The sequence below is a fragment of the Paucibacter aquatile genome (assembly GCF_002885975.1).
Taxonomy (GTDB): domain Bacteria; phylum Pseudomonadota; class Gammaproteobacteria; order Burkholderiales; family Burkholderiaceae_C; genus Paucibacter_A; species Paucibacter_A aquatilis.
Window position 1 is genome coordinate 3,651,354 of the sequence record NZ_POSP01000003.1, and the last position, 23,004, is coordinate 3,674,357.

At 69.1% G+C, this 23,004-nt stretch carries 18 protein-coding genes; 8 read left to right on the forward strand and 10 right to left on the reverse strand.

Features of this window, described 5'->3' with window-relative positions; translation table 11 throughout:
* Positions 1-45 precede the first annotated feature (45 nt).
* Both C1O66_RS18885 and C1O66_RS18890 read right to left on the reverse strand, forming a co-directional pair.
* Positions 46-2,652 (reverse strand): hypothetical protein, encoded by a 2,607-nt coding sequence (locus C1O66_RS18885; RefSeq protein ID WP_102769311.1) that lies wholly within the window; start codon positions 2,650-2,652, stop codon positions 46-48.
* Positions 2,652-3,299 carry a hypothetical protein gene (locus C1O66_RS18890; RefSeq protein WP_102769312.1) on the reverse strand — a complete coding sequence of 216 codons (648 nt, stop codon included), beginning with the start codon at positions 3,297-3,299 and terminating at the stop codon, positions 2,652-2,654. The genes C1O66_RS18885 and C1O66_RS18890 overlap by 1 nt, the downstream gene beginning before the upstream one ends.
* Before the next feature lie 299 nt (positions 3,300-3,598).
* On the opposite strand from C1O66_RS18890, the gene C1O66_RS24135 reads away from it, so the two are divergent.
* The 3 genes from C1O66_RS24135 to C1O66_RS18905 all read left to right on the forward strand — a co-directional run bounded on the left by C1O66_RS24135 (position 3,599) and on the right by C1O66_RS18905 (position 8,600).
* On the forward strand, positions 3,599-5,386 hold the full coding sequence (locus C1O66_RS24135; RefSeq protein ID WP_207795986.1) for a LuxR family transcriptional regulator: 1,788 nt from the start codon (positions 3,599-3,601) through the stop codon (positions 5,384-5,386).
* A 109-nt stretch (positions 5,387-5,495) separates the two neighbouring features.
* Positions 5,496-6,362: a PEP-CTERM sorting domain-containing protein gene (locus tag C1O66_RS18900; RefSeq protein ID WP_165794686.1), complete on the forward strand. Its 867-nt coding sequence runs from the start codon at positions 5,496-5,498 to the stop codon at positions 6,360-6,362.
* 42 nt (positions 6,363-6,404) lie between these two features.
* Entirely contained in the window at positions 6,405-8,600 is a 2,196-nt protein-coding gene (locus C1O66_RS18905; protein WP_102769314.1) for a serine/threonine-protein kinase, read from the forward strand.
* On the opposite strand, the gene C1O66_RS18910 is transcribed toward C1O66_RS18905, so the two are convergent.
* The 3 genes from C1O66_RS18910 to C1O66_RS18920 are packed head-to-tail and all read right to left on the reverse strand — an operon-like array spanning position 8,590 to position 10,597.
* Complete coding sequence (locus tag C1O66_RS18910) at positions 8,590-9,162, reverse strand: ECF-type sigma factor (protein ID WP_102769315.1); 573 nt, start codon at positions 9,160-9,162, stop codon at positions 8,590-8,592. The genes C1O66_RS18905 and C1O66_RS18910 overlap by 11 nt on opposite strands.
* Entirely contained in the window at positions 9,159-9,947 is a 789-nt protein-coding gene (locus C1O66_RS18915) for a response regulator (RefSeq protein ID WP_102769316.1), read from the reverse strand. The genes C1O66_RS18910 and C1O66_RS18915 overlap by 4 nt, the downstream gene beginning before the upstream one ends.
* On the reverse strand, positions 9,944-10,597 hold the full coding sequence (locus C1O66_RS18920; protein WP_102769317.1) for a helix-turn-helix domain-containing protein: 654 nt from the start codon (positions 10,595-10,597) through the stop codon (positions 9,944-9,946). Before C1O66_RS18920 ends, C1O66_RS18915 begins: the two co-directional genes overlap by 4 nt.
* A gap of 108 nt (positions 10,598-10,705) precedes the next feature.
* Here C1O66_RS18920 and C1O66_RS18925 point away from each other — a divergent pair, with 108 nt between their 5' ends.
* The 3 genes from C1O66_RS18925 (at position 10,706) to C1O66_RS18935 (ending at position 14,496) form a co-directional block, all read left to right on the forward strand.
* Entirely contained in the window at positions 10,706-11,077 is a 372-nt protein-coding gene (locus tag C1O66_RS18925) for a response regulator transcription factor (RefSeq protein ID WP_102769741.1), read from the forward strand.
* A 157-nt stretch (positions 11,078-11,234) separates the two neighbouring features.
* A complete protein-coding gene (locus C1O66_RS18930) occupies positions 11,235-11,930 on the forward strand; it encodes an HD-GYP domain-containing protein (protein ID WP_102769742.1) in 696 nt (231 codons plus the stop codon).
* 4 nt (positions 11,931-11,934) lie between these two features.
* Positions 11,935-14,496 carry a PAS domain S-box protein gene (locus C1O66_RS18935; protein ID WP_102769318.1) on the forward strand — a complete coding sequence of 854 codons (2,562 nt, stop codon included), beginning with the start codon at positions 11,935-11,937 and terminating at the stop codon, positions 14,494-14,496.
* Positions 14,497-14,563: 67 nt separating this feature from the next.
* Here the strand turns inward: C1O66_RS18935 and ppk2 are convergent, their stop codons facing one another.
* Positions 14,564-15,712 carry a polyphosphate kinase 2 gene (gene ppk2, locus C1O66_RS18940; RefSeq protein WP_102769319.1) on the reverse strand — a complete coding sequence of 383 codons (1,149 nt, stop codon included), beginning with the start codon at positions 15,710-15,712 and terminating at the stop codon, positions 14,564-14,566.
* 119 nt (positions 15,713-15,831) lie between these two features.
* On the reverse strand, positions 15,832-16,824 hold the full coding sequence (locus C1O66_RS18945; RefSeq protein WP_102769320.1) for an AEC family transporter: 993 nt from the start codon (positions 16,822-16,824) through the stop codon (positions 15,832-15,834).
* Positions 16,825-17,086: 262 nt separating this feature from the next.
* Between C1O66_RS18945 and C1O66_RS18950 the strand changes: the two genes are divergently transcribed.
* Complete coding sequence (locus tag C1O66_RS18950) at positions 17,087-18,151, forward strand: serine/threonine protein kinase (protein ID WP_102769321.1); 1,065 nt, start codon at positions 17,087-17,089, stop codon at positions 18,149-18,151.
* 22 nt (positions 18,152-18,173) lie between these two features.
* On the opposite strand, the gene C1O66_RS18955 is transcribed toward C1O66_RS18950, so the two are convergent.
* A complete protein-coding gene (locus tag C1O66_RS18955; RefSeq protein ID WP_102769322.1) occupies positions 18,174-19,745 on the reverse strand; it encodes an alkaline phosphatase D family protein in 1,572 nt (523 codons plus the stop codon).
* 61 nt (positions 19,746-19,806) lie between these two features.
* Complete coding sequence (locus tag C1O66_RS18960) at positions 19,807-20,559, reverse strand: substrate-binding periplasmic protein (protein ID WP_165794687.1); 753 nt, start codon at positions 20,557-20,559, stop codon at positions 19,807-19,809.
* Positions 20,560-20,650: 91 nt separating this feature from the next.
* On the opposite strand from C1O66_RS18960, the gene C1O66_RS18965 reads away from it, so the two are divergent.
* The gene (locus tag C1O66_RS18965; protein WP_102769324.1) at positions 20,651-22,714 is read left to right on the forward strand and encodes an ATP-dependent helicase; all 2,064 of its coding nucleotides are present in this window, start codon (positions 20,651-20,653) and stop codon (positions 22,712-22,714) included.
* 24 nt (positions 22,715-22,738) lie between these two features.
* Here C1O66_RS18965 and C1O66_RS18970 read toward each other — a convergent pair whose 3' ends face one another.
* A complete protein-coding gene (locus C1O66_RS18970) occupies positions 22,739-22,981 on the reverse strand; it encodes a type II toxin-antitoxin system antitoxin (protein ID WP_102769325.1) in 243 nt (80 codons plus the stop codon).
* Positions 22,982-23,004 lie beyond the last annotated feature (23 nt).

The window sequence follows — 23,004 nt, forward strand, 5'->3', positions numbered from 1 at the left end:
TGGTTTCATGTGAAGAGGAAGGGCGGTGCGCGGGATCAACGCGGCTCACAACTTTTCGCAGCGGCCCATACGGGCGCCGGCCTTGACCTGGTCGCGGAACTCATCGGGGAAGCGGGTCGGCAGTGACTGGCCGGCGCGGCAGACGTAGGCCGTGCTCAGGTCGATGCGCCAGGTGGCTTGCACGCCGGTCATGCCGCCCATCAAGACCTGACCCTTGCCGCTCAGGGCGATGGGGTTCTCCAGGCCGTACTTCTCGGCCTCGACCACACCCTGCTTCTTGAGGAAGTCGTTCAGGCCGATCCAGCCGATGTCTTCCACCCACATGAAGCCGGCGAACATGGTGAAGAAGTCCCCGGCCCGGGCCAGCACCACGCGGCCGTCATCGCTGATGGCGCTGATGTTGATGGGCGGGCGGCCGGCATTGGCTTCCACCCAGTCGGCGCCTTCCACGGCGCAGTGGTCGATGCCGTCCCAGCTGATGAAGGGCATGTCGATGCAGTAGCGCGGGCTGCTGCGCGGGGTGAAGGCATCGGGTCCGGTGCCCTTGAGGGCATTCCACATCACCATGCCTTGGGCGGTGGCCAGGGGCACGCGGCTGCCGTCGTAGTTCACCACCTCGGCGCTGGCTGCGCCGGTCAGGGCGGTCAGGTCCACGGGATTGGCGTCACCAACCCAGGCGATGGCGCGGTCGAAATTGGCCGTGCCCACCACCACGCGGCCGTCGCCGGAGATGCCATCGGCGCGCATCCAGGGCAGGCCGCGCAGGTCCAGGCCGTCGAGCTTGAGGGCCTGGCCGCCGCCTTCGGCGGTCCAGCGGTAGGGCACGACTTGCAGGCCGAGATCGGTGTTCCAGTCGTGCACGACGCAGCTGCCATCGGGGTTCTGGTGGCCGCTGTAGCCCACGGCGGCCGTGCCGGTGGCATTCATGCTGAAGCCGTAGCTGCTGGTCACGCCGGCCGCGCCGCCCAGGCCGCACGCATCGCTGAGCGCACCCATGGGGCTGGCCTGGCCGGTGTCGAAATCCCACAGCGCCATCTGCTTGATGGTGTAGCTGTAGCCATCGGGGTCGGTGTGGACGATGCCGTCGAAATTGGCTTCCACCAGCATCTTGCGGCCATCGGCCGAGAGGTTGCTGCGCGAGGAGGCGAGCAGGTCCAGGCTGTCGGGGAAGAGCTGGATGCCGTCCTTGGCGTCCCAGTACAGCGGGTAGCCGAAGCCGTAGCCGCCGCCAGCGCGCTGGCCGTCCAGCGACAGGCTGCTCAGGAACACGCCGCCGATGAAGTCGTACTGCACGCCGTCGCGATGGCCGTTGAAGACGATGTCGGCCTGGGCCACCTGGCCAGCCTGCACTTCGATGGCGCTGGCCTTGCAGGGCGAATCCAGCGCCGGATCGTGGCTTTCGCCAGCGTTCCAGTATTCGGCCTGCGAGAGCAGCATGGCCGGCCGGGTCGGGTAGCCGCCGCCGCTGATTTCCTCGATGTAGAGCTGGTAGCGCTCGCCCGGCTTCAGGTTGTTGATGCGGAAGCGCCCGTCCGGGCCCAGCTTGCCCTGGCTCTGGTCACCCGACATGGCCGAGACCGCGTCGCCCAGCGGGTCGCGCACATTGCGCGCCACCACATTGATGCCGCTGAAGCCGGTTTTGCCGTCCTTGAGCAGCAGGCTTCCGGCAATGGAAGCGCTGCGTGCCAGGTAATCGGCCGTGGGGTAGAGGTTGGAGATGGCGGCGATGTCATCGGCCCGGTCCACCGTGCTCATCTCCTGCCCGATCGAGCGGCCCTTGGCCACATTGTGCGGATCGATGAAGGGGAACATGGTCTCGACCTGCTTGGGGTCGATGTGGCTGGCGGCGGGGCCGTAGAGCCAGTGGTGCACCGGCGCCACGCAGCCGGGCACACCGGGGTAGAGGTCGCGGTTGTAAGTGGGCTGACTCATGAAGGCGAGCTGGCCATTGACCTGCGAATGCGAGAGGTTGATGGCGTGGCCGAACTCGTGGGTGAAGACGCCGGCATAACGCGCGCCCTTGACGTCCGCCGGCGGTGCCGAGCGCTGACCGATGGGCGGGTTCTCGTGGCTGACCATCCAGCCGTTCATCAAGGCGGTTGCCTTGACGATGGTCTCGGGGTAGCCGTCGCCATCGCGGTCTTCGGCGAACTCGGGCATGGCGATGCCCAGCACCTGGTCGCGCGGCACGCCGAAAAAGTCTTCCAGCACCCGGCCGTCTTCGTCGTAGATGACGTAGAAGCCGCCCTGGTTGTACTGACCGTAGACCAGCTGGGCGCTGGCCGCATCATTGACGTCGCGGCCGATGCTGGGCACGGCGGTGAAGGGGGTGAACTGGGCGGGGTTGGTCTGGGCGCGCCAGGTCGAGGTGGCCACCGAGCTCCATTGCTGGAGTGCAAACGCGGTCACGGCATTGGCCTGCTCGGCGCTCAGGAAGACGCTGCCGTCGTTCTTGCGCGTGAATACGCCGACATCGGTGTAGACCTTGATCGGGCCTTGCGTCGTGTCCCAGCGCAGGGGCTGCGGGTCACCGGGCTTGTCGTTCAGGTAAAGCGGGCCGGCGGCCTGGCTGCCGGCGGCCATCAGCAGAAGTGCCGCGAGCACCGTGCGGCGCAGGGGTTTGCGAATGGGGGGGGTGAAGAAGGTGTTCATCAGCGCATCGCTCCCGTGGCCAGCCAGTTGTTCTTGACGGTGCGTTGCACCAGACCTTGCAAGGTGTTCAGGTCCACGCCGCCGGCGCGGCTTTCCAGCATGCGGGCCTCATTGCGGCGCAGCAGACCCGGCGTCACTTCCAGGCCCTCGAACAGGCCGACGTTGTTGAAGCCGTTGGTGGCCTTGTTGCCATTGATGGTCAGCTTGCCCTGGGCCAGGCCCACGGGGGTGCTGAAGCCCGAGCGGGCGGCCGGCTTGTTCATGAAGGCCATGACCTTCTCGCCCACCTGCCAGTTCGGCATGCCTTCGATCTTGGCCGGCAGCAGGTAGCGGCCATCGTCCATCTTGCGGGCGCGCAGCAGGCCGTACTGGCGGAAGGTGTAGGCGCTTTGCGGCGCCAGGGTCTTCTTGGCGCTGCTGCTGACCTTGAGCGTGATCTCGGTGTAGGGCAGGCCGTCCTGGATGCCGTCCTTCACGGCCGTGACCTGGCCATTGACGATCAGGTCGGCACGGCCGATCAGCTGGGCCAGGTTCTGATTCGGCAGCTGGGTGGCCTGGGCTGCTTGCGGCTGCAGCAGGGTCAGGCCTGCAATCAGGGCCAGGCCGGCGCCAAGGCGCGCGCTCCCGGCCAGGGGGCTGTGGTTCATGGGGGAATCCTCCGTTGCGGTTCGGTGCTTGCGAGGGAGGGCCGGGCCGGCCCAGTGCAAGCCCGCACCTTAGCCAGCCGGGTCGGGCGCCACCCCCCCCGCCGCGGGTGGTGGGGTGGCCACGGCCCACCCGGGAAAACCTGAGCCCCTGCGGGCGTGCCGGGCACCGCCCTGGTGCAAAGTGGTGCAACCCGGTGCGGACTGGGGTGGACCCCAAGGGTTTTGGAGGCCCGGCCGGACCCCATGGGTGGGGGCTTTGCCTGAGGCAGCGGCCCCGGGGCTGCCCCTAGACTTTGGCCATGAAGTTCGAGCTGTGCGATGAGGAGTTGGCCGGGCTGGAGCAGGAGCTGGAGGACGCCGGCGGCCTGGCCCGTTTGCAAGCCTTGGCCGAGATGGCCTGGCATCTGCGCCAGCGCGACAGCCTGCGCGCCCTCAAGCTGATTGCCGAGAGCGAACGCCGCCTGGCCATTGCCCAGGCCGCCGGCAAGCCCCTGCCGCCGCCCTTGGCCGCGCGCCTGGGCCTGCGTCTGGCCCTGGCGGCCAGCGAGATCGCCGTGCATTTCTGTCGTTTGGACGAGGCCCACACCCAGCTGCGCCGGGCGCGCGCCTGCCTGCTCGGGCTGAGCGAGGTCGATTACGCCTGGGCCGTGGGTGATTGCTGGCTGGTCGAGGCGGCCCTGGCCAAGGCGAGCGGCGAGCGCAGCCGCGAGCTGCAGGCCTTGCGCCAGGCCGAGGCGGTCTGTGCCGCCAGCGGCGACGCCCAGCGCGCCGGCATTGCCCGCGGCGTGGCCTGCAGCGAGTTCAGCATCAGCCAGTCGGCCGATGAACACGCGCCCGCCGCCAGTGGCGCCCCGGTCGCCGGCGGCCCGGCGGCCGAAGCCTGGCAGCTGGCGGCCCAGGCCTTCCCCTTGTGCCTGCGCGAGCCGGCCACGGCGGCCGGTCTGTTCCTGCGCGCGGCCGAGCTGGCGCGCGGCATGGGCATGCGCCGCTTTGTCTGCATCGTCACCATGAATGCCGGCAATGCCTGGCTGGAGCTCGGTGACCTGAACAATGCCGCCAGCTGCTTCGAGCAGGCGGCCGAGCTGGCCGCGCGCACCGGCTGGCCGGTGCTGATGGGCACCAGCCAGACGCAGATCGGCCGGGTGCTGCGCCATCTGGGCCGCTTCGAGGAAAGCCAGACCGTGCTGCACGAAGCCCTGGCCCTGCTGCGGGTGGCGCCGCCCGGCACCATCAAGGCCTTTGCCTGCAGCGAGCTGGCCTTGACCCTGCTGGCTCTGGGCCAGGCGCCGGCCTCGGTGGCGGTGATGGACGAGGCCATCGCCCTCTACCGCGCCGCCCAGTCGAATGTGAACCTGGCGCTGAACCTGGTGCGCCAGGCCCGCGCCCAGGCCCAGCTGGGCGCCACCGAGGCGGCCCTGGCCGCGGCTGGCGAGGCGCAGGCACTGATCGAACGCTTTGGCTACACGGCCCTGGCCGTCGAGCTGGACGAGGCCCTGGCCGAGGTGCACCGCCACGGCGGCGCCAAGCTGCCGCCGCCGCCCGGCATGACCGCGCCCAGCGCCACCATCCATTTCGCCCAGACCGCCTTGCACCGCGGCATGAGCATCCCGGGCTGGAAGCCGCCGCCGGCCCTGCTGGCCTATCTGGCCGACGCCTGGGCCGAGGCCGACGAGATGGCCCAGGCCTATTCCTACGCCCGCCTGGCCCGCCTGGCCCATGAGCAGGGCGACGCCCTCAAGCTCAAGGACCCGCGCGCCATGCTGCACCTGCTGGGCTACCGCAGCCTGCTGGCCGCGCGGGCCAGCGAGCCGGTGGCGCCCCCGCTCTTGCGGCCGGCCGCGGAACCCACCCTGCCGGCGCCGGGGCCGCTCAGCGCCGGCGCCGAGTCCCTCACGCCCAAGGAGGGCGAGATCTTGCAACTGCTGGCGCGCAACTACTCCAACAAGGAAATTGCGCAGGCCCTGGGCGTCAGCGCCGAGACGGTGAAGTGGCACCTCAAAGGCCTGTACGGCAAGCTGGCTGCGGGCTCGCGCCGCCATGCGGTGACCAAAGCCCGCACGCTGGGCATGTTGCACAGCAGCGCCTGATCGCCCCCCTAATTCATGGACGCCGGCATGTCCGGTTCGGCTGCTGTGCTGCCGTTGGCTTTCCCTGAGTGCGCAAGGTGCGCCCTTCAAGACTCCAGGAGCCATGACCATGAAAAACCGCCTGTCCAGCCTCGGGCTGAGCTTTGTCCTTGCCAGCACCCTTGTGCCGGCTGCGCCCGCCCGGGCGCAGAACTACCAGATCACCGGCAACGTCAACACCCTCGCCGCCCTGTTCTCGCCCGGCCCGCGCGAGGACCAGCAGCATGCCGCTGATTTCAACTGGTACGACCGGCCCGAGGCACGGGTGCTGCAGTCCCTGGACCAGTTCTCCCAGGTCAGCAACGGAGGCTTTGGCCGGGCCACGCTCTCGGCCGGCATGGGTGAGCTGCGCGCCTTTGCGCATGCGGCCTATCCGAGCGGCATCCCGGAGCCGCATTACTACGGCTATGCCTTCGGCACCGCCCAGGCGAGCTTTGCCGACACGGTGCGCGTGCAGGGCGCGGGTCTGGCCGTGGGCACGCCGGTGCGCTATGAGCTGCGCCTGTGGATCGACGGCCAGCTGAGCAGCCCCAACCTCGAGATCGGGGGTGTCCTCAATGCCAACGGCCTGGCCCAGATGCAGCTGATCGACCGCAGCAGCAATCTGCGTGAGAGCTTCAGCTGGGACGCCAAACGCGACGCCACCGGCTGGTACCGCATCGGCCTCGACACCGTGGTCGGGCATGACCTCATGATCACCGGCATGCTCTACGCCGGGGCCGACATCTCCTCCAGCGCCACCCTGGCGCGCGAGGTCGTGGCCGACTTTGGCCACACCGCGCGCTACTACCTGCAGACCTCGGAGCCCGGGCTCAACACCACCGGGATGAGCGGCCATGACTTCAACATCAGCGCCGTGCCCGAGCCGGGCTCGGGCCTGCTGCTGGGCGCCGGGCTGCTGAGCTTGCTGGGCTGGCTGCAAGGGCGTCGGCGCTGAGCCTTGGAGTCGCCGGGCGCGGTCCTGGCATGATGGCCCGCCATGACACGCCTGCCCTGCGCGCCCGAGCACTGGACCGAGTTCTCGGCCCTGCTCGATGCCGCCCTGGAGCTGCCGGCCGGCGAGCGGGCCGCCTGGCTGCAGGGCTTGCCGCCGGAGTCCGCGCACCTGCGGTCGGCGCTGAGCCGGGTGCTGCGTCAGGACGAGCCGGGTGCGCCGCAGCTGGAGCTGCCGCATCTGGCCGGGATGGGGGAAGACAAGGGGCCTGGCATCGAATTGCAGCCCCAGCAGGTTCTCGGCCCCTGGCGCCTTCTGCGCCGGCTGGGCCTGGGCGGCATGGGCGAGGTCTGGCTGGCCGAGCGCTGCGACGGCGCCTACCAGCGCCAGGTGGCGCTCAAGCTGCCCCATGCCCAGGCCCTGGCCGGCCCGGGGCGGCAACGCTTTGCCCGCGAGCGCGACATCCTGGCCGCGCTCCAGCACCCCCACATCGCCCAGTTCTTCGATGCCGGCACGGCCGAGGACGCCGCGGGCCAGGACCAGCCCTGGCTGGCGCTGGAGTATGTCGAGGGCCAGTCCATCGCCGAGGATTGCAAGGCCCGGCGCCTGCCGCTGCGCGAGCGCCTGCTGCTGATGCTGCAGGTGATGGAGGCGGTCCAGCATGCCCATGGCCGGCTGCTGGTGCACCGCGATCTGAAGCCGTCGAACGTGATGGTCACGGCCCAGGGCCAGGTCAAGCTGCTGGACTTCGGCATCGCCAAGCTGCTTGGTGCCGAGGGCGATGCGTCGGGCGGTGCCGAGGCCACCCGCCTGCTGATGGCCACGCCCGCCTATGCCGCCCCCGAGCAGCTGAACGGCAGCCCCATCACCGTGGCCACCGATGTTTTTGCCCTCGGCGCCTTGTCGCACACCTTGCTGTGCGGCCAGCCGCCAGTGCGCGGCGGCGGCGATCGTTTGGCCTCGCAGAGCGTGAGCGAGGGGCAGGCCGAATGCTGCGGCCTGAGCCGGCGCCGGCTGCAGCGGGCTTTGCGCGGCGATCTCGATGCCTGGCTGGCCAAGGCCCTGGCCGAGAACCCCTCAGACCGCTACGGCAGCGTGCAGGCCATGAGCGAGGACCTGCGCCGCCACCTTGCCGGGCGGCCGCTGCAGGCGCGCCGCATCGGCGCCTGGTCGCGGCTGCGTCTGGCCTGGCGGCGCCACTGGCTGATGGCCACCCTGCTCACCGCCCTGATCCTGAGCCTGGCGCTGGGTCTGGCGGGCACGGCCTGGCAGGCCCAGCAAGCGCAGCGGCAGGCCCAGCGTGCCGAGGCGATTCAGCGTTATTTGCTGGGTCTTTTCCGCACCCTGGACCCGCGTGAGAGCGATGCCCAGGATCCGGCTGCCGCCATGCGCCGCCTTCTGCAGCAGCAGATGTCGCAGATCGAGCAGCAGCTGCCGCAAGACCCCGAGACCGCCGATGCCTTGCTGCGCCTGAGCAGCACGGTGGCCACCTACCTCAGTGACGAGGCCCGCAGCCTGGAACTGGCCGGCCTGCGCTGGCGCCTGCTGCAGCAAAGGCTAGGCCCCGGCCACCCGCGCAGCGGTGAGGCCGGCCTCAGCTGGTTCTGGGCCCTGTGGTCGGGCGGGCAGCGCGCGCAGGCGGCCGAGGTCTTGGCACTGCTCGACAGGCAGCTGCCGGCGCGCGGCCTGCTGCGCGCGGAATGGTGGCTGGCGCGGCACGATGTGCTGGACGAACAGGGCGCCGTGCCGGCCGCGCGACGGGATGCCCTGCAGCAGGCACTGCAGCGCTACCAGGGCGAGGCGCCGCTGGACAGCGGCCATGTGGTGGTGCTGGGGCATCTGGCGCGCTGGCATCTGGCGCAGGGTGAGCGCGCTGAGGCCAAGGCCTGGTTGGACCGGGCCCTGGCCCTGGCGCCACGTGCCGAGCCGCCGATTGCCCTCGACCAAGCGCGGCTGCTGGGCTTGCGCGCCGAGCTCTGGGCGGCCGAGGGCCAGCCTGAGGCACAGGCACGCGATCTGGCCGAGGCCGTGCGCCTGCTGCGTGGCAGCCTGGGGCTGGCCAATCCGCTGGGCTGGGCCTTGCTGGGGCAACAGCTGGGGTTTTTCTGCAAGGGTGGGGCGGCGATGCAGGCCCAGGCCGAGGCCTTGTGGCAGGAGTTGCAGCCCGCGGTCGTGGCCAGCCGTGATGCGCGCGCTCGCCCGCTGCTGGCCCAGGCCGAAGCCTGCGGGCTCAGGCGCTGAGCATGCTCAGCAGCAGGGCGCGGGCCTTGAGCCAGTCGCGCCGCACGGTGCGTTCGGTCAGGCCCAGGGCTGCGGCGATCTCGCTTTCGCTGAGGCCGCCGAAGTAACGCATCTCCACCACCTGGGCCAGGCGCGGCTCGACCGCCTGCAGGGCGAGCAAGGCCTCGTGCACGGCCAGGGCCTCGGGTTCGGGCGCGGGGTCGGGCAGGGCGGCCAGGCTCTCGGTGTCGAGGCTGAGTGCGCCCTGGCCACCGCCGCGGCGTTCGGCCGCCTGCTCGCGCGCCAGGTCCACCACCACCGAGCGCATCACCCGCGCGGCATAGGCGAGGAAATGGCCGGGGCTGGCGAACTCGGGCGCCGCGGATGCCGGGGCGGCCTCGCTGCGCAGCAGGCGCAGATAGCTCTCGTGCACCAGGGCCGTGGTGTTGAGTTGCAGCTGGGCGGCGCCGGCCCGGCGCAGGCGGGCTCGGGCGATCAGCTTGAGTTCGCTGTACAGCGCGGCGAAGCGTTGCGAGCTCGGGAGCTCGTCGTCGCGCGTGGCGGGCGCCTCGCCGGCGCTCATGGCGTGACAGTTTCCGCGCTCAAGGTTTGCAACTGGGCGTTCAGCTCGGCCCAGAGGGCTTCAGCGCCAGCAGGCCAGGGCTGGCCGGCGGCCAGGGCGGCTTCCAGCTGGCGCTCCAGGCGGCCGGCCAGATCGCTGCTGGCCTCCAGGCCCAGGATCAGCAGCACGCTCTTGAGGCTGTGGGCCAGGCGGCGCACCGTGGCCAGCTCGCGGGCGGCACAGGCGCGCTCGCCCTCGGCGCGGTCCATGGCGAACTGCTGCAGGCTGGCGGCGCGAAAGCCGCGGTAGAGCGTCATATCGCCGCCGAAATTGCGTTGGATGGCTTCCAGGTCGGGCGTGGGGGCGGCGCCAAGCTCGGGCGCAGCTGTCGGCAAGGTCTGTGCGGCCGCCGCGGGCGGCTGGTCCAGGGGCACCGGGCCCAGGGCTTCTTCGACGCAGGCTTCCAGCTCGTTCACCGAGCAGGGCTTGAACAGCATGCGCTCCACGCCCAGGGTCTGAAGCTGGCTGCGCACCTGGGGCTGCAGGCCGGCGCTGAAGGCGACCAGATGGGCGTGGCCGCGCAGGGCGGGGCGGGCCTGCAGCTCGGCCAGCAGGTCCTGGCCCGAGCGGTCGGGCAGCATCAGGTCGGTGATCAGGAGATCCACCGGCTGCTCGGCCAGGGCTTGCAGGGCGCTGCCGACATTGCCGCAGACCCGCAGTTGCACCGCCAGGTCTTCCAGCACCATGGCGACAAAGCGCTGCAGCGAGGGGTCGTCTTCGATCAGCAGGACCCGGCGCGAACTCATGCCGTCTGCTCCGGCGCGCCCAGGGCTTCGCGCAGGGCCTGGGGCAGGTCCAGCACCAGGCGCGGTTTGTGCACCAGGGGGACTCCGGCCAGGGCGAAGGCATAGGGCTGGCGCTGGTCTTCGTCCAGCGAGGTGACGACGACCAGGCGGCTGTGCGCGAACTGCACATGCGAGCGCAGGCTGGTGATCAGGGTGGCGCCGTCGATGCCGGGCAGCAGGATGTCGACGATCAGCACCTCGGGCTGCAACTGGCCCACCATGGCCAGGCCGACGATGCCGTCGTGCGCGGTGTGGAGCTCCACATCGGGGAACTGCTGCTTGAGCAGCATGGCGATCAGGTTCTGGTAGTGCACCGAGTCTTCGATCACCAGCACGCGGCGCGGCCGACCGGCGCTGCTCTCCTGCGCGACCGTGGCCTGCAGGCGCCCGGCGGCCCGGGCCAGGGCGCCCGGCCCCTGGCGTTGCAGCTGCCAGGCCTCGACCGATTCACGCGAGATGCGCCGGTGGCCGCCGGGGGTTTTCCAGGCGGTCAGTTCGCCGCGGTCCACCATCAGCTGCACCGAGCGCACCGCCAGGCCCAGCATGCGGGCCACCTCCATGGTGCTGTAGTCGGGGCTGTCCATGTCTTTGCTGTGTTTGGATTCAGGCATTGTGTGATTTTGCCGAATTTGCCCGACGGGCATGCGTTTTTTTATCGCACTTCAATTGATACAAATGATAAATTGAACGCACTGAAGTTCAGTTTGCAGGAGCCCGCCATGAAAAAGATCTTGATCGTCGATGACCACGCGGACATTCGCCGCCTGATCCGCATGACGCTGGAGTTCGAGGACTACGAGATCCACGAGGCCGCCAACGGTGACAGCGCCTTGGAGCGAGCCCTGATCCTGCAGCCGGATTTTGTACTGATGGATGTGATGATGCCTGGCGGCATGGACGGCCTTGAAGCCTGCCGCCGCATCCGCGCCGAGCCCAGCCTGCGCAACACCCATGTGATCCTGCTCAGCGCCCGCGGCCAGGCGCAGGACAAGGAGGCCGGTCTCAAGGCCGGCGCGCATGACTATCTGGTCAAGCCCTTCAGCCCGCTGCGTCTGATCGACGCGCTGGCCTCGCTCTGGTTGGTGGACTGAAGCCATGGCAACTCTGGACCGGTCTGGCTTCCACCAGAATTCCAACTTCGCGGATCTGATGGCCATGAAACCCAACGACACCCCTGTCGATCTGCTGGCCGAGCCCGAGCGCCTGGCGGCCGGCGCACGCCAGTTCGATGCCATGGCCTCGGCGCAAATGGAATGCATTCTTTCCGACCTGGGGCGTATGTACCAGGAGCGCAACGAAGCCTTGCGCGAGGTGGCGCAAGCCCATCACGAGGCCTTGCTGCGTCTGGCCCGGGCCGCCGATTTCCGCGATGACGACACCGGTGTGCACATCGTGCGCATCGGCTTCCTGGCCGAGGCCCTGGCCCTGCTGGCCGGGCAGACGCCTCAGGCCGCCCAGATGCTGCGCTGGGCCGCGCCCATGCACGACATCGGCAAGATCGGTGTGCCCGACCATGTGCTGAAGAAACCGGGTGCCTACACGCCCGAAGAGCGCCAGATCATGAACCGCCATCCGCTGATCGGCGCGCAGATCCTGGGTCGCTCGCGCATCCCGCTGTTCCAGCTGGCGGCCGAGGTGGCCATGAACCACCACGAGCGCTGGGATGGCAGCGGCTACCCCATGGGACTGGCTGGTGCGGCGATTCCGCTGTCGGGGCGTATCGTGGCGGTTGTGGATTTCTTCGACGCCCTGACCATGGACCGCTGTTATCGCCCGGCGCTGGACGACGCCACAGCCCTCGAGATGCTGACCGCGCAGCGCGGCCTGGCCTTCGACCCGCATCTGGTGGATTTGGTGCTGGCCCATGCCGGCGAGTTGATCGAACTGCGCGAGCGCATCAACAGCGACCCGCCCAGCTTCGAGTCCATGATCGACGCGAGCTGAGGCCATGAAGCTCGACGCCCTTGTGCTCCAGGAACACCGGCCCACCGTGGATCGGCAGCGCCTGGCGGTCTATCTGGCGGCGGTGTTGCTGAGCTTGGCCTTGCTGGTGTCCCTGGCCGGCCTGGCCTGGTACGAGCGCGGCGAGGCGGTGGATGCGGCCCAGGACCGCAGCCGGCTGATGAGTCGGGTGTTGGAAGACCAGATCACCCGCGCGGTGGAGAGTGCCGCGCAAGGCCTGCGCAGCCTGGGTGACAGCCCGGCCCTGGCGGCCGCCCTGGCCGGCGGCGAGGGCCACGCGGCCGGTGAAGCGCTGAGCCAGCAACTGAGCCAGACCCTGCAAGGCCAGCCGGTCTTGCGCAATGTGGCGGTGCTCAGTCTGCAAGGCCAGGTGCTGGCCAGCTCGGAAGCGGGCGAAGCCGGCCTGCAGCTGAGCCTGCCTTTGCTGGGCGCCCTGCCGCCAGAGGGGGGCGACCGACTGGCTGCCTTGTTGCCGGGACGTGGCTTGCGCGATCTGCGCCTCGGAGCTCCGGCCTCGCCGGTGTTCATGCTGCCCCTGCTGCGCCAGCATCGACTGCCAGGAGGTCGCCATGTCCTCTTGCTGGCCTTGATCAACCCGGATGCACTGGCCAACTACCAAAGTCAGGCCTTGGCGGACGCCAAAGGCTCGGCCCTGCTGAGCAGCTTCGATGGCCAGCTGCTGGCCGCCAGCGAGTCGGTCAGCCAGGACCCCGGCACACGCCTCAGCCACCATCCGGTGTTCGCCCAGTGGCTGCCGTCCCGTGAGCACGGCAGCTATGTCGGCGTGGGCGCCCAGCCGGGCACCCAGGTTGTGGCTTTCCGCGTTTCCCGCACCCGACCCCTGGTGGTGCTGGTGGAGGAGCGCCTGGACCTGGCCCTGCAGGGTTGGCGCGAGCTGATGCATGTGCTGCTGGCGGTGGCTGGCGCCGGCCTGGTGCTGGTGTCGGGCGCGGCCTGGGTGGCCTTGCGCAGCCTCAGCAACGGGGCGCGCGCCCGCGCGGCGCTGGACCGCGCCCACCAGCGCGTGGCCGCCCGTGAGCATGATTTGCGCGTGTTGCTCAAGAGCCTGCAGGAGTTTGTCTTCCGCACCGATGCACAGGGCGGCATCACCTTCGTCAATGCGCGCTGGTCCGCCCTCAGTGCCTTGCCCATCCGTGAGGCTCAGGGCTTGCGCCTGCCCGATCTGGTAGCGCCACAGCACCGCCAGCGCATGGAGGCCTTGTTTGCGCCGGAAGGTCAGCCAGGCGAGTCGCGCAGCACGCAGTTCGCCTTGCAGGCGCCCGATGGGCAGATGCGTCGCTTTGAAATCTCGGTGCTGCCCTTGCGCGACGAACAGACCCAGGCCCTGAGCGGCTTTGCCGGCAGCGCGGTCGATGTGACCGAGCGCTGGGTGGCCCAGCAAAGCCTGCAGCACCAGCTCGCCTTCAGCGCCTTGCTCCAGGAGATGAGTCCGCTGCCGGTGTCCATGTTCGATGCCGAGGGCCGCTACGTCACCGTCAACCAGGCCTGGGAAGAGTTCACCGGGCGCAGCCGGCAGGTGACGCTGGGTCAGCCGGTCGGCAATTTCATGCCCAAGGCCGAGCGCCTGGTGCACGACGAGCAGGATGCGCGCCTGTTGCGCGAGGGTGGCCGCATCCGCTACGAGACGCAGATCCAGCACCGCGACGGCAGCCTGCGCGACATGCTGATCACCAAGGTGCGCGTGCCCGACCAGAACGGCGGTGTGGCCGGCATCTTGTGCACGCTGGAAGATGTCAGCGAGTTCCGCGCCGCCGAGCGCGCCACCCGCGAGGCGCGCGATGTGGCCCAGGAGGCCTCGCGCGCCAAGAGCGAGTTCGTGGCCAATATCAGCCATGAGCTGCGCACGCCGCTGCAGTCCATCCTGGGCTTCTCCGAGCTGGGCATGGCACGCGGCCGTGATGCGCCCAAGCTGGCCAGCATGTTCAGCGACATCCAGCAGGCCGGTCAGCGCATGCTGGCCTTGGTCAACGATCTGCTTGATGTCTCGAAGATCGAAAGCTCGGTCGGCACCTTCGACCTGGAGCGCTGCGATCTGCGCGGCCTGATCCAGGGCGTGATGCGCGAGCTGGAGCCGCTGATGGCGCGCCGCCATCTGCGCTTGTCGCTGCGCCAGCCTGCCACGCCGCTGGCGGCCAAGGTCGACCCGCTGCGCTTTCAGCAGGTGGTGCGCAATGTCATGGCCAATGCCATCAAGTTCTCGCCCGAGGGCGGTGCGCTCGATGTGCGGGCTCAGCTGTCGCCGCAAGGCGAGGTCCACATCCGTGTGGCCGATCAGGGGCCGGGCATCCCGCCGGCGGAGCTGGAGAAGATCTTCGATGCCTTTGTTCAATCGAGCCAGACCAAGGATGGTTCGGGTGGCACCGGCCTGGGCCTGGCCATCTGCCGCAAGATCATCGAGATCCACGGTGGCCGCATCTATGCCGAGAACCTGGGCGAACCCGGCAGCGAGGGCTCGGGCGCGGCCTTCCACATCCTGCTGCCGCTGCGCCAGCAGGGCGATTCGCAGGTCATGAGCACCTTGGACTGAGCGCGGACGGCGAGCGCGCCGGGCATGCTTTGCCGATCAGGCCTCCTGCGCGCCCGGGGCTGCCGTTTCAGCCGCCGCGGCCCTCGCCGCGCTCGTAGACCACATTGGCCCGGCCCACCAGCAGCGGGTCCAGCGGGCCGATCTTGCTGAGGTCCTTGTTGGTGTAGGGCAGCTGGTGCAGCACATGGCGCAGGGCGTTGAGGCGCGCGCGCTTCTTGCAGTCGGACTTGACCACGGTCCAGGGCGCCTCGGCGATGTCGGTGTGGAAGAACATCGCCTCCTTGGCTTTGGTGTAGCTGTCCCATTTGTCCAGCGAGGCCAGGTCGATGGGCGAGAGCTTCCACTGCTTGAGCGGGTGGGCCTCACGCTCCTTGAAACGGCGGCGCTGCTCCTCGCGGCTGACCGAGAACCAGAGCTTGACCAGATGGGTGCCGCTGCGCACCAGATTGCGCTCGAACTCGGGCGCCTGGCGCATGAACTCCGTGTACTCGTCCTGGCTGCAAAAGCCCATCACCCGTTCGACGCCGGCGCGGTTGTACCAGCTGCGGTCGAACAGCACGATCTCGCCCGCGGTGGGCAGGTGCTGGACATAGCGCTGGAAGTACCACTGGCCGCGCTCGACCTCGCTGGGTTTTTCCAGCGCCACGACGCGCGCGCCGCGTGGGTTCACATGTTCCATGAAGCGCTTGATGGTGCCGCCCTTGCCGGCCGCATCGCGGCCTTCGAACAGGATCACCAGGCGCTGGCCGCTGGATTTGACCCAGGCCTGAAGCTTGAGCAGCTCCACCTGCAGCGCGTACTTCTGCTTTTCGTAGCTCTTGCGCGAGAGCAGGTTCTTGTAGGGGTAGGCGCCGCTGCGCCAGTGGCTGGACAGCACCTGGTCGGGGTCGGGGCCGGCTGCGCCATCTTCGGGCGCTTGCAGCTCTTGCAGCAGGGCCTGGCGCAGGGCTTGCGCATCGTCCGGCGCGCAGCCGGCGACGATGGCCCGCACCGAGGACGCCAGGGCCGCCGGACCCTGGCTGGCGACGATGTCTTTCAGCGCCTCCAGCTCGCGGGCCTGGGCGGCATCCACGGCTTTCTGGATCACCTGGCGGGCGATGCCCTGGCTGCTGTGGCCGCTGGTGGTGTCGCCGCTGCGGCTGGGGCGGGGCACGCTTTTCTTGCGTGCGGCGCGTGGGGCCGGGGTGTTCGAAGTCTTGGCTGCGCTGGTGCTCATGGCGGGTGGGGGTGCTGTCATGAATCCGTCACATTCTCACCCTTCTGGCTGCTTTGTCTTGATGCAACTCAAGAAGCGGCGCTTGTGCGGGCGCAGCCGGCGGCCGGCTGCGCAGTGCGTCACACCGCCGGGCCCAGGGGATGGGCCTGCAGCCACCAGGCCAGGCCGCTGAAGCTGAGGAAGGCCAGGCTGGTGCTGGCCAGGATGATGCGGGCGATGCGGCCGTTGTCGGCGCCATAACGCTCGGCCAGCAGGGAGACATTGCTGGCGCTGGGCAGGGCGGCGGCCAGGGTCAGCACCGTCAGCTCGAAGGAACCCAGCCCCGCCCCGAGGCGCTGCGCGGCGAGGCCCAGGCCCAGCATCAGGGCCGGATGCAGCAGCAGCTTGAGCGCAGCCACCGGCAGGTAAAGCGCCGGCGGCGTGCGGCTGTGGGCATGCTGCCCCGCGCGCCAGAGCACGGCGCCGATGGTGAAGAGCGCCACCGGCGAGGCCGCATCGGCCAGCATCTGGATGACGCGGTCCAGCGGTCCGGGCGGCCGCAAGCCCGTGGCGCTGGCCAGCGCGCCCAGCGCAATCGCCCAGGGCAGGGGGTTGGAGAGGGCGCCGCGCAAGGCCTGCGCCGCCGCCAGGCGAGCGGCGCTGCGGCCGGGCGCGCCGGCCACCGCGTCGTGGGCGCGCGCCAGAGCGATGCACAGCGAGCTGGTCACAAACAGATCGGCCAGGATGGTGCAGATCACCGGCCCGGCCGCCGCCGGCCCGAGCAGGGCCACCAGCAGGGGCACGCCCATGAAGCCGGTGTTGGGAAAGGCGGCGACGAGGGCGCCGAACGCTGCATCTTTGAGTTGCACCCGCGGCGACAGGGTCCAGGCGATGCACAGGCCGACGATCAGCAAGGCCGCCGCCAGGTAGACACCCAGCACGGTCGGATTCAGCAGCTGCAGCACCGGCGTGTTCATGCCGAAACGGAACAGCAGGCAGGGCAGGGCGAAGAAAAGCACAAAGCCATTCAGCCCTGGAATCGCCGTCTCGGCCAGCAGGCCTTGCCGGGCAGCGACATAACCGCACAGGACCAGGGCGAAAAAGGGCAGCGTGACGGCGAGAATGGCGCTCATATGAGGCTTCAGTATCGCAAGGGTCAGGTTCTCACTTCGCAGCGCGTTTGGCCCGCTGGGCGGGCTGGTGGGCGCCTGGCGTGGGCCGACCACCGCTTTGGGGGGCGTGAATAAGCCCCAAATCGCGTGAGCAAATGCGCATCGCCCCCCGGTTCAAGGGCTGATGCGCTTCCCCAAGCGGGGCGCTATCCCCTAGCATGTCAGCACAAACCCTATGCGAATGCCCGAACTTGCCCTCCCCCCCCCGGCAGCTCCGACCACGTTGAGCGAAGGCACTGTCCTGGGCGTCTGGCGCCTGACCACCGCGCTGCATGGCGCCGATGGCGGCCCCAGCGGCCAGTGGTACCGCGCCCAGCATGCCTTGGCTGCTGACCAGGCCGCGGCCGTGCTGGTGCTGCCGCGCAGCGAGCGCGCCGCCGGCGTGATGCTGCGCTTCGCCGACCAGGCGTTGGACATGGGCCAGCTTTCGCACCCCAGCATTTCCGTGCCCAGCGACAGCGGCGTCACGCCCTTGGGCCAGCCCTACATGATCTTGCGCTGGGCCGAAGGCCAGCCCATCGTGCGGGCCTGCTCCCACCTGCCGCTGCGCGCACGCCTGAACCTGATCGTCAAGCTCTGCGAGGTGCTGCGCTACGCCCACCAGCAAAGCTGGCTGCTGGCCGAGGTGGATCCCGGCATGATCTGGGTGACGCCCGACCAGCGTCTGACCCTGATGGGCATGGGCCTGATGCGCATGCCCGATCCGGAAGATCCGTTCGAGCGCGGCATGGGCCTGGGCTCGGTGCCTGGCTACGCCAGCCCGGAAGCTTTGGCCGGCGAGCCACCCAGCCTGGGCAGCGAAGTCTTTGGCCTCGGCGCCTTGCTTTACATGCTGGTCGATGGCCGCCTGCCCTCGGCTTTTGGCGGCGATGTGGACGAGGCCTCGCCCTCGGCCAGCTGGTCCAACCTCAGTGGCGCCGAGCAGTTCAGTCTGGATGCCTTGTTGCACAAGGCCGTGGCGCCGCGCGCCGACCGCCGCCATGTCAGCGCCGAAGCGTTGGCCGATGATTTGCGCGCCTGGCTGGCCGGTGAAAACCACTCGGCCCTGACCCTGAACCCCATGCCGGTCGCCGGAATCGGTGCTGACGCGGTGGACGGGCCCGACACCCTGTCGGCCTTGCCCGAGACGGCCACGGCCGGCAGCGAGCCGCGCTGGAGCCGCCGCCTGGCCCTGGCCAGTGTGATCACCGCCACCTTGCTGGTGGGCGGTTGGTTGGGCAAGCAGTACCTGCAGGGCCCGGCCACGGCGCAGAGCGCGCCGACCAACACCTCGCTGGCGCGCACCTGAGCGCGGCGCCCGCGCTGGCGGCTCAAGTGCCCTGAATCGCCCCGACCCGCCCGCTCTCCACCGTGAAGCGGGCCGAGGTTTCGAGCGCACTGTCGGCCTTCCACAGCTCCTGCACCGAGCGCAGCTCGGCCTCCAGGCGGTCCGGGCGCAGCAGGAATTGCACATAGCCATGCTGATCGGCGTGCCCGTAGCGCAGATGCGGGTTGTGCGGCAGGGCGCGCTCGATGCGGCTCTGGTCCAGGCCCTGGCTGCTGATCGAGGTGCCGCAGAACTCGGTGGCCAGCAGCGGGTTGGCGGCGCTCACCGGCGCATCGAAATCGGCGCGCAGATCGGCCACATAGTTGGCGTGCACATCCCCGCCCAGCACGACGGTGTTGCGCAGCTTGCGCGCCGCCATATCGCGCAGCAGGCGCTGGCGCGCCAGCGGATAGCCATCCCAGCCATCGGTCCAGTAGACACCCGGCTCGCCGGCCTGGGTCTGCCAGTTCATGCGAGCCATCAGGGTCTGCTGGGCCAGCAGGTTCCAGGGCCGTGAGGCGTCCCAGCTTTGCGCCAGCCATTGCTCCTGGGCGGCGCCCAGCAGGCTGCGGCGCGGGTCGAGAAAGTCCGGGCAGTCTTTGAGCGACAAGGTGTTGGAGCCGCCGCGACCGGGTTTGGGGCAGACCTGCGGATCGCGCCATTGCCGGCCGTCCACGCTGATCAGCCGCGCCAGCTGGCCCCAGTCGTAGTGCTCGTGGATGCGGATGTCCTTGCCGCTCGGGCGCAAGGCCTTGGGGAAGGGCATGTGCTCCCAGTAGGCCTTGGCGGCGGTGATGCGGCGCTGCGGGAAGTCAGCCTCCAGGCCTTGTGAGTGGTCGCCGGCCCAGTCGTTGTCGACCTCGTGGTCGTCCCAGGTGACGATCCAGGGCGCACGCGCATGCATGGCTTGCAAGGACGGGTCGCTTTTGTACTGGGCGTAGCGCTGGCGGTAGTCGTCCAGGCTGCGGCACAGGCCACCCACATGCACGCGCGGCGCCGGGCCGCTGGCCGAGGCGTTGGAGATCGCCGCGCTTTCGTAGATGTAGTCGCCGAGGAAGAGCACCAGATCGAGGTCCTGGCGTGCCATATCGGCCCAGGCGGCGTAGCGGCCATGGTCCCAGCGCTGGCAGGAGGCAATGGCGAAGCGCAGGGAGCTGACTTTGGCGTCAGGCGCCGGCGCCGTGCGCGTGCGCCCGACCGGGCTGCGCGCGCCCAGGGCGGTGAAGCGGTACCAGTACCAGCGATCGGGCTTGAGCCCGGCCGGCTCGGCATGCACGCTGTGCGCATCGGCCGCCAGCGCCATCTCCTGGCCCTTGGCCACCACGGTCTTGAAGGCCTCGTCCTCGGCCAGCTCCCAGTCCACCGCCACCTGGGCCGGCAGCGTCGGCCCGCTCAGCCGGGTCCACAGCACCAGGCTGCTGGGCCTCGGGCAGCCCGAGGCGATGCCGAGGGCGAAGCGCTCGACCGTGTCGGCCGCATGGACGTGGCGGATCCACAGCGGGGCGCTGCCGGCGGCCAGGGCCGCTTGCAGCAGTTGACGTCGTTGCAGGGCAGGGTGGGGCGGTCTCGAGCTCATTGCGAGCAGGATAGCGAAAGAAAATGGCGCAAACTGCCTTCACAAGCAGTGCCTCAATCCGTCAATCCGGAATCCGCACAGCCCATTGCCGCGCGAGCTCACGCAGCGTGCCGTTGCTGCGCAGCGCCTCCAGGCTGCGATCGAGGTTGACGCGGAGCTCCTCGCCACTGGCGTTGCGGCTGTAGGCGAAGTGGCCGGTCTGGACCGCGATCGGTGGCTTCAGCACCAGAAACTGGGCGCTCAGGCCCATGGCCTCGAGCACCGGCGTGGTGTTGCGTTCATTGCTGGCGAGCAGGTCGATGCGGCCGCGCTGCAGCATGCGCAGGCCGGTGGCCACATCGCCAGGGTGGCTGATCAGCAGGCTGCTGCGCGCCTGCTCCATCGCGTCGCCGTAGGCCCAACCCAGAACCAGGCCGACCGAGCGCCCGCTCGAGCGGCTCCAGTCGCCCTGCCACAGCTCCGCCTTGGCGGGGCTGGCGTAGAACACCAGGGCGTCCTCGTAGAACGCCAGCTGTGAAAACAAGAAGCGTTGCAAACGCTCAGGGCTGCGGTAGGGGCCCACCAGCACATCGGCCAGCCCCTGCTCCACCACCAGCTGGGCCCGCGCCCAGGGCAGGCTTTCGAAACGAACCGTGTGGCCCTGTTGGGCAGCCGCGCGGGTCAAGAGGTCCACGGCCAGACCGCGGGCGATGCCCTTGGCATCAAATTCCAGGATGCGCGGGAACTGCGTGCCCACGGCCAGCAGTTCTCTCGCCTGCGCCGCGCCGCCGAACAGCAGGGCGCACAGCAGCATCAGGGCCCAGTTTCGAGTCAAGGCGTTGTTCCGCATGCTGGGGCGATTATGGAGGGCGAAGCCCACGCCGCGGGTGATTGGCTATCATCGCCCGTTCTCCCTCGCGCCCATCATGTCCGACACCCTCAATCCCGCCCAGCTCGAAGCCGTTCACCACCTGAATGGCCCTTGTCTGGTGATCGCCGGGGCGGGTTCGGGCAAGACGCGGGTGATCACCATGAAGATCGCGCGCCTGCTGCAGGCCGGCTATGCGCCCAAGCAGATTGGCGCCATCACCTTCACCAACAAGGCCTCGCAGGAAATGCGCGAGCGGGCGCGCCATCTGGTGGGCGCACGGGCGGCCAAGGATCTGGTGATCTCGACTTTCCACAGCCTGGGCGTTCGCATCTTGCGCCAGGAGGGCACGCGGGTCGGGTTGAAGGAGCAGTTCTCCATCCTCGACAGCGACGATGTGCTGGGCCTGCTGCGCGATGCCGGCGGCACGGCCGATGCCAACCAGGCCAAGTCCTGGCAATGGACCATCTCGATGTGGAAGAACCAGGGGCTGACCGCCAAGCAAGCCCTGGCCATGGCGCGAGACGACAATGAGAGGGCCGCCGCCATCGTCATGGAGCGCTACCAGGATCGTCTGGCGGCCTACCAGGCGGTGGACTTCGATGACCTGATCAGCCTGCCGCTGCGCCTGCTGACCGAGGACGCCGAGGCGCGCGGCCGCTGGCAAGACCAGCTGCGCTATGTGCTGGTTGACGAGTACCAGGATACCAATGCGGTGCAGTACGACCTGCTCAAGGCCCTGGTCGGGCCGCGGGCCATGTTCACCGCCGTGGGTGATGACGACCAGAGCATTTACGGCTGGCGCGGCGCCACCATCGAAAACCTCAAGCGCCTGCCGGTGGACTTTCCGCACCTCAAGGTGATCCCGCTGGAGCAGAACTACCGCTCCACCGGCGCGATCTTGCGCGCCGCCAACAATGTGATCGCCACCAACCCCAAGCTGTTCGAGAAAAAGCTGTGGAGCGATTTTGGTGACGGCGACCCGGTCGTGCTGGTCGAGGCCGATGGTGAGGACCACGAGGCCGAGCGCGCCGTCGCGCGCATCCAGGCCTTGCGTGGCGACGGCAAGGCCAAGGATTTCAAGGAATTCGCCATCCTCTACCGTGCCAACCACCAGGCGCGGGTGTTCGAGCAGGCCTTGCGCCGCGCCAACATCCCCTACAAGGTCTCCGGCGGCCAGAGCTTCTTCGACAAGAGCGAGATCAAGGACTTGTGCGCCTGGCTGCGCCTCCTGGTCAACCAGGACGACGACCCGGCCTTTCTGCGCGCCATCACCACGCCCAAACGCGGCATCGGCCACCAGACCCTGGGCGCGCTGAGCCAGTTTGCCGGGCAGTGGAAGTGCAGCATGTACGAGGCCCTGTTCGCCGAGAGCCTGGGCACGGTGCTGAGCAAGAAGGCCATCGGCTCGCTCCACGAGTTTGGCCGTTATGTCAACGAGCTGGAATACCGCGCTCGCCACACCGAGGGCGCCGAGCCGGCCAAGGCCTTGCTGCTGGAATGGCTCAAGGACATCGGCTACGAGCAGCACCTGATCGAGAGCGAAGAGAATGAAAAAGTGGGCATGGCCCGCTGGAACAATGTGCTCGATTTCGTCGATTGGGTGGCCAAACGCTGCGGCGGCCAGGTCACCAACGACGGTGGTGTCACCATGGAGGCGCAAAAGGAATCTGTGCTGCAGGTGGCGCAGACCATCAGCGTCATCATCTCGCTGTCCGAGCGCAACGAAGAGCAGGACCAGGTCACCCTGACCACGCTCCATGCCTCCAAAGGCCTGGAGTGGCCGCATGTGTTTCTCGCCAGCGTCAACGAGGGCTTGCTGCCCTTCAAGGCCGACGATGAGGAGATGACGGCCCAGCGCCTCGAGGAAGAGCGGCGCCTGATGTATGTGGGCATCACCCGCGCGCGCAAGACCCTGGCCGTGAGCACCCTGCGCCGCCGCAAGAAGAGCCGCGAGCTGGTGATGGGCATTCCCAGCCGCTTCATCACCGAGATGCGCTTGAACGAGAGCGAGGTCAAGGAAGACCCGCGCGAAAAGCTCAAGCGCCTGCGCGAGACCTTTGCGGCCAAGGGCGCTGCTTCGGCGGCCGCTCAGGCCCAGGCGCAGAAAGACCAGGGCTGAGGGTTTTAGGCGGTAGCGGCGGGCTCAGCCCTCGCTGGATTCGGCTGACTCACTACCCGGCTCAGCGCCGCTGCCTTCCTTGGGTGGCCGGCCGCGCGGGCTGCGGTTCACGGCGGGCTTGATGCCGCGCCGCGCCAGCGCTTCGCGCAGCAGGTATTCGATCTGGGCATTGGCTGAGCGCAGCTCCTGCGCGGCCAGGCGCTCGACCTCGGCCCAGAGCGCCGGGTCCAGGCGCAGGGCGAAGCTTTTTTTGTCGGGGCTGGCCATGGTGGATCAGGGCTGCGGCTGGG